Origin of the sequence: Meiothermus taiwanensis WR-220, from assembly GCF_003568585.1 — a bacterium.
Lineage (GTDB): Bacteria > Deinococcota > Deinococci > Deinococcales > Thermaceae > Meiothermus > Meiothermus taiwanensis.
Map to the genome: position 1 here is coordinate 2516799 of NZ_CP021130.1, position 11874 is coordinate 2528672.

Genomic DNA, 11874 nt, shown 5'->3' on the forward strand with positions numbered 1-11874 from the left:
TCTCATCTACAACCGCTACACTGGGCTATTAGGTGAACGAGACCATGAAGCGCAGAGCCTGGTTGATTGTGCTGGGTGGCATCCTGGCCGCCCTTGTCTATGCCCAGCTTTCAGGGGGGGTGGCCGAGACCTTCAACCGCAACCCCTACGGGCAAGCCCTGATCCAAACCTATCAGCTTTTGCAAAACCAGTACCTCACCCGTCTCGAGCCCGATCAGCTCAACCGCGTGCTCGAGGGCGGCATACGGGGCATGCTAGGCGCTTTGGACGACGAGTTTACCAGCTACTCGCCACCCCAACGGGCCAACCTGCGCAACCAGGATATCCAGGGTGAGTTTTTTGGCATCGGCGCCACCCTGGCCCCCAACGAGAACGGCGGCGGCGCACGGGTGCAGGGGGTGATCCGGGGCCTGCCGGCCTTCAACGCCGGCATCCGGGCCGGGGACGTCATCGTTGAGGTCGATGGTCAGGATGTCACCAAGCTCGACCTGAACGAAATTGTGGCCCGGATCCGGGGGCCGCAAAACACCCGGGTCACCGTGGGCATCCGCCGCGAAGGCACCAATGCCATCCTGCGCTTCGAGATGATCCGGCAGCGGGTGGAGATCATCTCGGTCTCCAAGACCATCCTGCCCGGCAACGTGGGGTACATAGCCCTGGAAACCTTCGGCAACGTGCGGGTCATTGAGCAGCTCAACGCCGCCCTGAACGAGCTAAAGCAGCGGGGTGTGCAAAAGCTGGTCTTCGACCTGCGCGACAACGGCGGTGGTCTGCTGGATCAGGGCTGCCAGGTGGCCCGGGCCTTTATCCGCGAAGGGCCCATCGTGTACACCCGCACCCGCAACGAGACCCGGCTCTACTGCGAGGCCAACGGCCAGGTCACCTGGAGCGGGCCCATGGTGGTGCTGATCAACGGCAACTCGGCCTCGGCTTCGGAGATTGTGGCGGGGGCCATGCAGGACACCGGGCGGGCCAAGGTGATCGGTGAGACTTCGTTTGGCAAAGGGGTGGGGCAGAATGTGATTAACCTGGCCAACGGCGGCGACCTGACCCTGGTGACCTTTGAATGGCTCACCCCCAAGCGCCGGGGTATTAACAAGCAGGGCATCAAGCCCGACATCGAGGTCAAGGACACCCGCTTTGAAGTACCGGTGGCCTTCGAGGGCACCGGGGCCAAGCCCGGCGAGACCGTGACCATCACCATCGGCGGCCAGACCTTTACCACCAAGGCCGACGCTCAGGGCAAGTTTAACTTCAGCCAGCCCCGGCCCGCGGTCAACCTGCCCGCCGAGCGCGGTCAGGCCGAGGTGGATCTGAACAAGGACGCCATTTTGCGGCGGGCGCTGGAAGAGCTTCGATAACATCGTTGCACACAGGCCGAAGGCTCAAAAGCGGGTTTTGCACCTTTGCGAAGGGCTTTCGGCCTTAGGCTTTAACCGTGGCGATGATCCGGCTGGAAGACCTCAGCAAGCGGTACGGCTCTTTTGTGGCCCTGGACGGATTGAACCTGGAGGTGCGCCCCGGCGAGACCCTGGCCCTCTTAGGCCCCAACGGCGCGGGCAAAAGCACCACCATCAAGGCGCTGGTGGGGTTGCTGCGGCCCAGCCGGGGCCGGGCCCTGGTAGGGGGGGTGGATGTCTGGAAAGACCCGGTGCGGGCCAAGGCCCAGTTTGGCTACGTCCCCGACCGACCCTACCTGTACGGCAAGCTCTCGGGCCTCGAGCTCCTGCGCTTTGCCGCCGGGATCTACCGCCTGCCCAGGGCCCAGGCCGAGGCCCGCATCGAGGCGCTCTTGGTGCAGTTCCGCCTCGACCGCTTCGCTTCCTCGCTGATCGAGACCTACTCGCACGGCATGCGGCAAAAGCTCTCACTGGCTATGAGCCTTCTGCACGCCCCACCGGCCCTCATTCTGGACGAGCCGATGGTGGGGCTCGACCCCCACGCCACCCGGCTGGTCAAGGATCTGCTGCGGGAGTACTCCAAGGACGGGCGGGCGGTGCTCTATGCCACCCACCAGCTCCACCTGGCCGAGCAGGTCGCCGACCGGGTGGCCCTGGTGCACCGGGGCCGTCTGCTGGCTTTGGGCTCCCCTAAGGAACTCCTACACCAGCACGGCTCGAGCGACCTCGAGGAGTTTTTCTTACGCCTCACCGAAGACGCCAGCGAGTCTGCCGGCGTACTGGCCTAGTTGAGCGTGCGTATATCGTCTGGCAGGCGCAGGGCAAAGGCCGGTATCTCCACGCGAAACAGCGTGCCCAGCATGTTCTGGAAGGTATAAAAACCCCACATCGAGCCGGGGGGATGGGCCATGGAGCAGAAGCTGTTGTATTTGTAAAGCTGACCGGGCTCGAGGATGGGCTTTTCACCCACCACCCCCTCACCCTCCACGTGCACCAGCCCTCCCCGAGCGTCCTGAATGAACCATTCCCGGCGCAGGAGCTGGACGGTTTCGTGGCCTCGGTTTTCCAGGGTGATGAAGTAGACGAAGATGTGCTGCCCGGGCCTCGAGTGCGCCTGGGCGTAAACCACCTCTACCTCAATATGGATGTCGTTCCGGATGGGCAGGCTTACCGACACGGTACGAGCATAACCCCTCCCTCGTGAATCCGGATGTTGCGGCCGCCCCAGGGCAACGATTTTTCACCAGGGAAGCAGGCCAGGTTCTCCGCTTAGAGCGGATCATCCTGAAAAACCACCGTTTTCAGGTACAGCGACTCCGGCACATGCAGGCTCCAGGGGTGGTCGGGCGGGTTGTAGTGAACGGCGTGCACCCGCAGGCGGCGGCCTTCATCGGCGGCGGCCCGGCGGGTCACCTCCAGCAGCGCGTCCAGGCCCAGGTAGTAGGCGCAGCTCGAAAGCCACAGCCAGCCTTCCCGATCCAGCAGCCGAAGGGCCGGTCGCAGCAGATCCACCAGCAGCCGCTTGACCCTGGGCAGCTCGTCGGGCTTCTTGACCAGGGTGGGGGGGTCGAGCAAGACATGCTGGAAAGGCGGGGTTTTGCCTCGAGCCAGGTCTTCCAAGACCGCCAGCGCATCGCCCTGGCGAATATCCACCCGCAGGCCCTGCATCGAAGCGGCCCGATCCAGCACCGCCAAAGCCTCGAGGTCTTTATCCACTGCCAGCGCATAGGCCCCCTTGCGGGCTGAACGTAGCGCAAAAGCCCCCACGTAGCTGTAAACGTCCAGCACCCGCTCACCAGGCCCCACCATCTGCTCGAGCCGCCGGCGGTTCTCCCGCTGGTCGAGGTAGTAGCCGGTTTTCTGGGCCAGGGCCAGGGGAATCTGGAAGACCAGGCCATCTTCCTGAACCTCCAGCACCGACGGTACCTGGCCGTACAGCACACCCACCTGCTCCGGGAGTCCTTCCTGACGGCGGCTGTCCACGTCGGAGCGTTCGTAAATGCCGGTTGGCTGCAAAGCTTCGATCAGGGCCGGCAGCCAGTGCGCCCGCAGGGCTTCCATGGCCCGGTTGCGCACCTGCACCACCAGCACGCCGCCAAAACGATCCACCACCAGCCCCGGCAATCCATCGGCTTCGGCGTGCACCAGGCGATAACAATCCCCCATCTGGGCTCGTTTCTGCTGTGCGCGCGCAAAGCGCTGCAGGAAAAACTTTTTGTCCAGGGGCCCGTCCTCGAAGCGGTACACCCGCACCGCCACCCGGCTCTGGGGGTCGTAGTACCCCACACCCAAAAAACCTTCCTCTTCGGAGAAAACCCGCACAAGGCCGGCCTGCCCGGGTGCCGAAGCCAGCTCATCGGCGAACAGGCCCGGATAAAAGTTGCGCACCTTTTTGCCTTTGCCGGCCTTAGCGATAACTTGCTTCACCTGCGCCCTCAAATTGCTCCCTGCTTTGACGACAGCAACCCAAGGTCAGCAGGAGCGGTAACCTGGCTAAAGAATTTGGTGGGCCGTGCAGGACTTGAACCCGCGACCTGGCGATTATGAGTCGCTTGCTCTAACCAACTGAGCTAACGGCCCCCAAGCAGGAACTAGTCTAGCGGGTTTGATCAGTTTGCTCAACGCGGGGGGGGCGGGTGCCTGTCCTGGCCGGTTATCTGGTCTTCCAGCTCGCCGATGTAGGCGGCCAGGGTATTACCGGCCTTTTCGATATCCTCCCGCAGTTCGTCCTCCAGCCGGTCTATGCGCTCCACGATGGACTGCAAGCGGGCCTCGAGGCCCGCCGGGCTCTGGGCTTTGAGGCCGGCCAGCTCACCCTCGAGCCACTTTTTGAGTTCCGAGAAACGGCTGGCCTCGGCCTCGTCGGCCAGCTTGCGGGCCGCCAAGAGCTCGCGGGCATACCGCTTGACCTCGAGCAGGGCGGCGGTTTCGAGGCCCACCGTGTACATGAAGTAGACGGCCACCAGCACCGCCATGATGGTAAGCATCACCACACCAAACGGAGCGGTGACCTGGGTCAAGAAGAGCGAGAGTGTTTTCTCCTCGCTAAAAACGGCCCAGTTTCGCCAAGCGAATAGCGCCATAGCGACAATCAGCAGCAAAAGGAAAACGTTGCGCCCTCGCATCTTCTAGCCCCGTACGATTATATCTCACCCAATTAACCCGCCGGGGCGCTCGAGGCCCTGCGCAGCCGATCCATAATGGCCCGCCCCAGGCCCACCTCGGGTATCGGCTCGGCATAAATAGCCTCCAGGCCCAGCCGGTCGAGCTGGTGCAGCGCTTCAAACAGGTGGGCGGCGGCTTCTAATAGACTACCGGTTGGGGACAAGACCTTGACCACCTTGAACCCCTTGGGCACCTCCTGAAAAGCCAGGTAGCCCACCCGCTTGCGAAGGAGCGGGGGTATATCCTCGGGCGGAGCGATGCGAATGGGGGTGTGGGGGGCGTAGTGCTGGGGCAGCTGGCCCGGAACCAGGGGTTTTTCCCGCTCCCCTACCTGCAGTTCCAGCGCACCCAGCACCTTCTCCAGCTCCTCCAGCGCCACCGCACCGTAGCGCAGCACGGTCGGTTTTTCGGCCAGCAAAACAATGGTCGACTCCACCCCAAACTCGGTTCGCCCCCCATCCAGGATTAGATCCACCCGCTCCCCCAGCGTTCGCAGAACGTGTTCGGCCCGGGTGGGGCTCAGGTAACCGAAGGGGTTGGCGCTGGGGGCGGCCACCGGTACCCCAGCCTGTCGAATGAGCGCCTGGGCCACCGGATGGGCCGGCATGCGCACCGCCACCGTCGGGAGCCCCGAGGTCACAATCCCCGGCACCTGCTCCGACTTGGGCAGCACCAGCGTGAGGGGGCCCGGCCAGAAGCGCTCCATAAGCTGCTCGGCTACCGCTGGAATCTCCCGCACCACCTTTTGCAGCATCCCCCGGTCGGCCACATGAACGATCAGCGGGTCGAAGCTGGGGCGCTGTTTAGCCTCAAAGATTCTGGCCGCAGCCCGGGCATCCAGGGCGTTGGCCCCCAGGCCGTAAACGGTCTCGGTCGGAAACGCTACCAGCCCCCCACTGCGGATGATCTGGGCGGCGCGCTCGAGGTTCTCGGGGGTGGGCGGTACAACCATAACAACCTGCACATCATAGCAGAGTCGGTTTAGCGGCCAGCAAGCGAAGCGGTAGACTGAAACCATGAGTTGGCTAGAGCGCCTCAAAGAAGGCCTGAGCAAAACCCGCGACAACCTGGTCAAAGCCATCCCCTGGAGCGAGAAACCCGAGGCGGTGCTGGAGGAGCTCGAGTTCGCCCTGATTGCCGCCGATGTGGGCGTGGAGGCCACCCAGGAAGTTCTGGAAGAAGTGCGCCAGTCGGGCAAAAAAGACCTGCGCGAGGCACTAAAACAGGCCCTCACGGTGCAGCTCGAGCCCGACCGCTTCCGGGCCAAAATCCGCAAGGCGGGCTTCAACCCCAACGCCAAAAAGGCCACCGTGGAGCCTGCCGGCAAGGTGATTCTGATGGTGGGGGTGAACGGGGTGGGCAAGACCACCACCATCGCCAAGCTGGGGCAGTACTACCAGGGCAAGGGCAAAAGCGTGATGTTCTGCGCCGGCGATACCTTCCGTGCCGCTGGCGGGGCCCAGCTGGGGCTGTGGGGGGAACGGCTGGGCATCCCGGTGATTCAGGGCCCCGAAGGCTCCGACCCCGCCGCGCTGGCCTTCGACGCGGCCTCGGCCCGCAAGGCCCGGGGAATCGATCTGCTGCTGGTAGACACCGCCGGGCGGCTGCACACCAAGCACAACCTGATGGAGGAGCTGGCCAAGGTCAAGCGCTCCATCGCCAAGGCCGACCCCGGCGAGCCCGGCGAGGTCTGGCTGGTGCTGGATGCCGTCACGGGGCAGAACGGCCTCGAGCAGGCCAAAAAATTCCACCAGACCGTGGGCCTGACCGGGGTGATCGTCACCAAGCTCGACGGCACCGCCAAGGGGGGGGTGCTGGTGCCCATCGTGCGCGAGCTGGGCGTGCCCATCAAGTTTATCGGGGTGGGCGAGAAAGCCGAGGATCTGCAACCCTTCGACGCCGGGGAGTTTGTCGAGGCCTTGTTGGGCGCATGACCCCCCGCGAGCTTTACACCCTGTACCGCCCGCTGGCCTCGAGACAGCATTCCGGGGAGGTTGCGGGCATCCCCTATCTGCTCCAGCCCAGCTTCCCTCTGTTGCTGGCCAACACCGCCTTCGGCTACGCCGAGGCCGCGCGAGAGGAGCTCGAGGCCCGCTTTCGGGCCGTTGGAGCGCCCCCGGCCTTTACTGTGCTCGAGGGCTCCGAGGTCTCGAGGCTGCTGGATCTGGGCTACCGGGCTACGGCTGCGTTTGAGCTCTGCCAGTCCGAACCCAGCCCCCGCGCCTACTGGACAGAACAGGTGCCCTGGTCGGAAGCCTGGACCATCGCACGCCTGCTCACCGAGGCCTACCAGGCCCCCCAGTGGCGCTTTGCTTTGGCCCAGCAGGTTGGCAAGCTGCTACAGGCCCCCAGCGGCCAGGCCTTTGTGGCTTATCTGTACGGCGACGCTGCGGGCGCCATCTTCACCCATCAGGACACCGGTCTCCTGGCCGGGGTGGTTCCCCCACGGCTGGGGAACGGGGTGGGCGCAGCCCTGATAGGACGCATCCACCCCAGGCCCTTCGTGCGACTGGCCGGAACCGAGGCCGAGCTGCCTGGCCGCGTCCTAAGCCGCTTCATACGCTACGCCTTAGAATAAACCCGATGCAGACCCAATCCACCCCGCTCGACAGAAACGCCCTCTTGCTGGCCTTCGCCTGGCTGGTGGCGCTGGTCGCCACCCTGGGCAGCCTCTATTACTCGGAGGTGCGCAACTTCATCCCCTGTACCCTGTGCTGGTACCAGCGCATCGCCATGTACCCACTGGTATTCATCCTGGGCATCGCCACCTGGCGCAACGACCCCCACATCCGCCCCTATGCCCTCACCCTGTCGCTTTTGGGCCTGTTCTGGAGCAGCTACCATCTTCTGGAGCTATGGGTGCCCGGCCTGGCCCCCAACGTCTGTAAAGGCCCCATCCCCTGCAACGTGGAGTACATTCCCAGTTTCCCCATTCCGCTGCAGGCCGGTATTGCTTTCTTGCTCATCTCGCTGGCGTTGTTTTTGCTGCGACCCACCCGGCGTTCGTAGCGGCTAGGCTCTTTTGCGAACCCAGTGGGGCACCCAGAGGGTGCAGAACAGGGCCACACCCAGGGGCAGGGCGATGGTGAGCGCCAGGGTGGGGTCAAAAAGCGCAAAAAGCGCCCCGGCACCCATCAGGATGAGGGCAGCAAAGGCAAAGGCCCGGTGTCCGGAGAGCTCGAGGCGCCCAATCAGCGACCCCTTTGCCTCGGTTGTGTTCTGGCGCAGGGCTCTGGTCAGGCCCAGCATGGCGTACCAGGCCAAAGCCAGCATGACCGAGATCACCAGCAGCGCATCGCGCCAGGAGCCCACGGTCTGCACCAGCAGCAGGTAGAGCAGCTGGGTGGCCAGCGTGAGGCTCAGGTGGATGCGGCTCTGCAGGCGGTTCTGGGCCGGGCTCAGGCTCACCTCCGCCGAAACCCACAGGGCCATGGCCCAGGCCAGGAGCGCAAACACCAGGGCCAGCAAAAGGTCAATAGCCATCGGTCACCACGTTGAGCAGGGGTTCACCCCGCAGGTAGCGGGCCACCTGCTCGCGCACCAGCCGGAAGCCCCGCTCGAACAGCCTGGGGGTGGAGCCGGCGATATGGGGGGTGAGAAACACCTCCGGCAGCGACCACAGCGGGTGTCCCTCGGGCAGGGGCTCGGGGGTGGTCACGTCGGTGACCAGGCGCACCTGCCGGGCCCGGATGGCCTCCACCAGGGCCTCCTGGTCTACGGTTTTGCCGCGCCCCGCATTCACGAACAGCGCCCCCGGCTTCATCTGGGCAAACTGGGCGGCCCCCACGAGCTTATCGGTCTGCGGCGTGTAGGGCAGCAGGTTCACGATCACATCGGCCTTTGGGAGCAGCTCGGGCAGGTCGGCCCAGGTATGCACCCCTGCACGGGCCCGGCGGGCCACGCGCAGGAACGAGACCCCGAAGGGGGCCAGGCGCTCCTCGGTGGCCCTGGCGATGGAGCCATAGCCCAGGAACAGCACCGTGGAGCCCTCGAGGTCATCCACCCAGCGGTAGGCCCAGCGCTGCTCGTGCTGGGCATCGCGGAACTCGGGAAAGCGCTTGACGGCGCTCAGAATGGCCCCCACAATCCACTCCGAGACCGGGATATCGTGCACCCCAGCAGCATCGCACAGCACCAGGCCGGGGGGCAGGTAGGGCAGGATCCAGTCCACCCCGGCGGTAAGGGTCTGCACCACCTTGAGCCCTTTGAGGTTGGGCAGCTCGGCGAAAAAGCGCCGGGCCCCGCCATAGGGGGCCACCGCGAACTCGGCCGCAAGGGCTTTTTCCGATAGAGGCCCCTCTTTGGGCAAAAAAGCGATCTCTACCCCTTCCGGAAAGCCCTGTAAAAACCGGGAATCCACTGCTTCGGGAACCAGTACGATCATCAAGGGTTACTATATCGCGCCTCGAGGCTTCCCCCAGCCTGTACAATCACCCTAGCCGTGAGCGATGCGACCGATATTCAAACCCGCAAGCGCAGGCACCTGGAGGTCTGCCTCCAGGAACCGGTGGCGTACACCCGGCTCACCACCGGGTTTGAACGCTACCGCCTGCGCTACCGGGCGCTGCCCGAGCTGGCCCTGGAGGAAGTAGACCTCACCACCCGGTTTTTGGGCAAAACCCTAAAGGCCCCCTTCCTGATTGGGGCCATGACCGGCGGCGAGGCCCACGGGGCGCGCATCAACCAGGCCCTGGCCCAGGCCGCCGAAGAGCTGGGGGTGGGCCTGATGCTGGGCAGCCAGCGGGTGATGCTCGAGCGCCCCCAGGCCCGCGCCAGCTTCCAGGTGCGCGCGCTGGCCCCTAGCATCCTGCTGGTGGGCAACCTGGGGCTGGTACAGCTCAACAAGGGGTACGGCCTGGCGCAGCTTCAGCAGGCGGTCGAGCTGGTACAGGCCGACGCCCTGGCCCTGCACATCAACCCCCTGCAAGAAGCCCTGCAGGTGGGGGGCGACACCGACTTTAGGGGTCTTTTGGATAAGCTGCGGGGCCTGCTGCCCCAACTGCCCTTCCCGGTCATTCTCAAGGAAGTAGGGCACGGAATTGGGAAGGAAATTGCCCAGCAGCTGGCCCCCCTGCCCTTTGCGGCGCTGGACGTGGCCGGCGCCGGCGGTACGAGCTGGGCCCGGGTGGAGGAGCTGGTGCACCACGGGCGCATCCTGCACCCCGAGCTGGTGGAAATAGGCATTCCTACCGCCCAGGCCCTGGTGGAATGCCGGGCCACCCTACCCCACAAACCCCTGATCGCCTCCGGGGGGATCCGCAGCGGCAGCGAGGCCGCCAAGGCCCTGGCCCTGGGTGCCCAGGTGGTGGCGGTGGCCCGCCCGCTGCTGGAACCGGCCCTACAGGGCCCCGAGGCGGTGGTGGCATGGATCAAAAACTTCCTGCACGAGCTGCGGGTCGCCCTGTTTGCCATCGGGGCCCGCACCCCCGCCGAAGCCCTGGGCCGCATCGAACAAGTGCAATAAAAAAGCCCCCGGTTGCCGGGGACTGCGCGGGTTTTGGTTGCGGGGATAGGATTTGAACCTATGACCTTCGGGTTATGAGCCCGACGAGCTACCAGACTGCTCCACCCCGCGTCGGTAGCTGCATGTGACAGCTTTTACATAGTAACCGCGAACGCCCATTTGGTCAAGATGGCTATAAGCACCACGAGGTTCATTTGCCGCTTGTGCCCTTTCTTCACGTGCTACAATGGGCCGCAAGATGAGTTTTAACTTGAAGGAGACGCTATGAAACAACTTTTGTGCGCGGCGCTTCTATTTGTTTCGCTGAGCTGGGCGCAACAAAGCCAGCCTGCACCTGCAATAGAGCAGACCCTGCAGCAGGCCCAGGCCGCCCTCGAGGCCGGGCGCCTGAACGAGGCCGTGCAGGGCTTTGAAGCCGTCATAGCCCGCGACTTCTCCAACTACAGCGCACACTTCGGGCTGGGGCTGGCCCTGTACCGCCTGGGTGATCTGCGCGGGGCGGCCTTCGAGTTCACCCAGCTCACCGTACTGAATCCCGATCGCTTTGAGGGCTGGTTTAACCTGGGGGTGGTGCGCGACCGCCAGGGCCAGGCCGGCGAGGCCGCCGAGGCGTTTGGCAAGGCCATCGAGGTGGGCGAGAAGGCCGGCCTCGGCCCGGGCGAGCTGAAACCGGCCTACGTGGGCCAGGTTAAAGCCCTACGCACCCAGGGTCAGCACGATGCCGCTGCGGCTGCCGCCCGCAAAGGGCTGGAAAAAGCCGCTGGCGACCTCGAGCTAACCTCGCTGCTGGCCGATAGTTTGGTCAAGGCCAACAAGCCGCTCGAGGCCCTCCCGGTGCTGTACCAGATTCTAGCCAAAGACCCAGCCAATACCCAGGCCATCTCGCAAATTGCTGACATCTATGTGGCCCAAGGGCTGCCCCTGCGGGCCCTGCGCGAGATCGACCGGGGACTGGAAGCCACCAAGGACAACACCGCGCGGGCCCAATTGCTGCTCAAGAAATCCACCCTACAACAGGGCCGAGAACAGCAGGCCACCCTGCAAGAAGCCGTCCGCCTTGACCCCAAGCTATGGGCGGCCCACTACAACCTGGGCGTAGCCCGCCTGCGCGATGGCAACCCCCGGGGGGCGCTGGAGTCCTTCCAGAGCGCCTACGCCCAGAACCCCGACGAGCCCAGGGTGCTGCTGGGTCTGGCCACCACCTACGACCGCCTGGGCCAGGCCGCTGAAGCCGCTCGCTTTGCCGAAATGGCCGCCAAGGCCAGCCAGGGCACCGACCGGCTCGAGGCCCTGTTTCTGCAAGGCAAGTCTGCGTACACCCTGCGCCGCTACAGCGAGGCGGCCGAGCTGCTGTCGCAGGTAACCCAGCAAAAACCTGACAACGCCGAGGCCTGGTTCTTCCTGGGAGTTGCACAGTTCAACTTGAAGGACTATGCCGCTGCCGCCGAATCGCTGGAAAAAGCCCAGGCCCTGGCCCCCAGCGCTGCCACCGCGGCCAACCTTGGGGCTGCGCTCTACTCGGCAGGAAGGTACTCCGATGCCGAACGGGTGCTTTCCCAGGCGGTGGCCCTGGATGGCCGCAACGCGGTGGCCTGGTACAACCTGGGCCTCACCCTGCGCTCGCTGGGCCGGGTGGCCGAAGCCCGACGGGCCTGGCAGCGTTCCGCCGACCTGGGTTATGCCCCGGCCCGCGACCTGTTGCGGTAGATTGATGGCATGGGTTGGATTCGAGCAAACTGGTTGGATGCGCTGATCTTTCTATTGGTAGCGGCCATTATGGCGGGTGTGGTGTTCTTTTTGCTCGGGGTCAATCCGTTTAGCGGCCCGCAAGGGAACCCAGCACCC

At 64.8% G+C, this 11874-nt stretch carries 13 protein-coding genes and 2 tRNA genes; 7 read left to right on the top strand and 8 right to left on the bottom strand.

Annotated features, from left to right (window positions below; all coding sequences use genetic code 11):
• Positions 1–44: 44 nt before the first annotated feature.
• Both MTAI_RS12405 and MTAI_RS12410 read left to right on the top strand, forming a co-directional pair.
• Positions 45–1361: a S41 family peptidase gene (locus tag MTAI_RS12405; RefSeq protein ID WP_027886965.1), complete on the top strand. Its 1317-nt coding sequence runs from the start codon at positions 45–47 to the stop codon at positions 1359–1361.
• Positions 1362–1444: 83 nt separating this feature from the next.
• Positions 1445–2188: an ABC transporter ATP-binding protein gene (locus MTAI_RS12410; protein ID WP_027886964.1), complete on the top strand. Its 744-nt coding sequence runs from the start codon at positions 1445–1447 to the stop codon at positions 2186–2188.
• On the opposite strand, the gene apaG is transcribed toward MTAI_RS12410, so the two are convergent.
• The 5 genes from apaG to MTAI_RS12435 form a co-directional block, all read right to left on the bottom strand.
• A complete protein-coding gene (gene apaG, locus MTAI_RS12415; RefSeq protein ID WP_027886963.1) occupies positions 2185–2577 on the bottom strand; it encodes a Co2+/Mg2+ efflux protein ApaG in 393 nt (130 codons plus the stop codon). The genes MTAI_RS12410 and apaG overlap by 4 nt on opposite strands.
• Before the next feature lie 92 nt (positions 2578–2669).
• On the bottom strand, positions 2670–3827 hold the full coding sequence (locus MTAI_RS12420) for a class I SAM-dependent rRNA methyltransferase (protein ID WP_027886962.1): 1158 nt from the start codon (positions 3825–3827) through the stop codon (positions 2670–2672).
• A gap of 76 nt (positions 3828–3903) precedes the next feature.
• Positions 3904–3980, bottom strand: a tRNA-Ile gene (locus MTAI_RS12425).
• A gap of 38 nt (positions 3981–4018) precedes the next feature.
• Positions 4019–4525 carry a hypothetical protein gene (locus MTAI_RS12430; protein WP_027886961.1) on the bottom strand — a complete coding sequence of 169 codons (507 nt, stop codon included), beginning with the start codon at positions 4523–4525 and terminating at the stop codon, positions 4019–4021.
• A gap of 32 nt (positions 4526–4557) precedes the next feature.
• The gene (locus MTAI_RS12435; RefSeq protein WP_027886960.1) at positions 4558–5517 is read right to left on the bottom strand and encodes an L-threonylcarbamoyladenylate synthase; all 960 of its coding nucleotides are present in this window, start codon (positions 5515–5517) and stop codon (positions 4558–4560) included.
• A gap of 64 nt (positions 5518–5581) precedes the next feature.
• Between MTAI_RS12435 and ftsY the strand changes: the two genes are divergently transcribed.
• The 3 genes from ftsY to MTAI_RS12450 are packed head-to-tail and all read left to right on the top strand — an operon-like array spanning position 5582 to position 7574.
• A complete protein-coding gene (gene ftsY, locus MTAI_RS12440) occupies positions 5582–6499 on the top strand; it encodes a signal recognition particle-docking protein FtsY (RefSeq protein ID WP_027886959.1) in 918 nt (305 codons plus the stop codon).
• Positions 6496–7143, top strand: a complete 648-nt coding sequence (locus MTAI_RS12445) for a hypothetical protein (RefSeq protein WP_027886958.1) — start codon at positions 6496–6498, stop codon at positions 7141–7143. Before ftsY ends, MTAI_RS12445 begins: the two co-directional genes overlap by 4 nt.
• A 5-nt stretch (positions 7144–7148) precedes the next feature.
• Positions 7149–7574, top strand: coding sequence for a disulfide bond formation protein B (locus MTAI_RS12450; RefSeq protein ID WP_027886957.1), 426 nt, complete (start codon positions 7149–7151; stop codon positions 7572–7574).
• A 3-nt stretch (positions 7575–7577) separates the two neighbouring features.
• Here the strand turns inward: MTAI_RS12450 and MTAI_RS12455 are convergent, their stop codons facing one another.
• Positions 7578–8048, bottom strand: coding sequence for a hypothetical protein (locus MTAI_RS12455; protein WP_027886956.1), 471 nt, complete (start codon positions 8046–8048; stop codon positions 7578–7580).
• Positions 8038–8949 carry a 2-hydroxyacid dehydrogenase gene (locus MTAI_RS12460; RefSeq protein WP_043982906.1) on the bottom strand — a complete coding sequence of 304 codons (912 nt, stop codon included), beginning with the start codon at positions 8947–8949 and terminating at the stop codon, positions 8038–8040. Before MTAI_RS12460 ends, MTAI_RS12455 begins: the two co-directional genes overlap by 11 nt.
• A 57-nt stretch (positions 8950–9006) precedes the next feature.
• Here MTAI_RS12460 and fni point away from each other — a divergent pair, with 57 nt between their 5' ends.
• A complete protein-coding gene (fni, locus tag MTAI_RS12465; protein WP_043982908.1) occupies positions 9007–10029 on the top strand; it encodes a type 2 isopentenyl-diphosphate Delta-isomerase in 1023 nt (340 codons plus the stop codon).
• Between the two features lie 34 nt (positions 10030–10063).
• On the opposite strand, the gene MTAI_RS12470 is transcribed toward fni, so the two are convergent.
• Positions 10064–10140, bottom strand: a tRNA-Met gene (locus tag MTAI_RS12470).
• A 153-nt stretch (positions 10141–10293) separates the two neighbouring features.
• On the opposite strand from MTAI_RS12470, the gene MTAI_RS12475 reads away from it, so the two are divergent.
• On the top strand, positions 10294–11736 hold the full coding sequence (locus MTAI_RS12475) for a tetratricopeptide repeat protein (RefSeq protein WP_043982912.1): 1443 nt from the start codon (positions 10294–10296) through the stop codon (positions 11734–11736).
• The last annotated feature ends 138 nt before the right edge of the window (positions 11737–11874 follow it).

Bases quoted from the DNA above. Each gene is read 5' to 3' on its own strand.
- ftsY (WP_027886959.1), top strand. From the start codon at position 5,582: ATGAGTTGGCTAGAGCGCCTCAAAGAAGGCCTGAGCAAAACCCGCGAC.
- MTAI_RS12445 (WP_027886958.1), top strand. From the start codon at position 6,496: ATGACCCCCCGCGAGCTTTACACCCTGTACCGCCCGCTGGCCTCGAGA.
- MTAI_RS12455 (WP_027886956.1), bottom strand. From the start codon at position 8,048: ATGGCTATTGACCTTTTGCTGGCCCTGGTGTTTGCGCTCCTGGCCTGG.
- MTAI_RS12450 (WP_027886957.1), top strand. From the start codon at position 7,149: ATGCAGACCCAATCCACCCCGCTCGACAGAAACGCCCTCTTGCTGGCC.
- MTAI_RS12430 (WP_027886961.1), bottom strand. From the start codon at position 4,525: ATGCGAGGGCGCAACGTTTTCCTTTTGCTGCTGATTGTCGCTATGGCG.
- MTAI_RS12435 (WP_027886960.1), bottom strand. From the start codon at position 5,517: ATGGTTGTACCGCCCACCCCCGAGAACCTCGAGCGCGCCGCCCAGATC.
- MTAI_RS12405 (WP_027886965.1), top strand. From the start codon at position 45: ATGAAGCGCAGAGCCTGGTTGATTGTGCTGGGTGGCATCCTGGCCGCC.
- MTAI_RS12460 (WP_043982906.1), bottom strand. From the start codon at position 8,949: ATGATCGTACTGGTTCCCGAAGCAGTGGATTCCCGGTTTTTACAGGGC.
- MTAI_RS12475 (WP_043982912.1), top strand. From the start codon at position 10,294: ATGAAACAACTTTTGTGCGCGGCGCTTCTATTTGTTTCGCTGAGCTGG.
- MTAI_RS12410 (WP_027886964.1), top strand. From the start codon at position 1,445: ATGATCCGGCTGGAAGACCTCAGCAAGCGGTACGGCTCTTTTGTGGCC.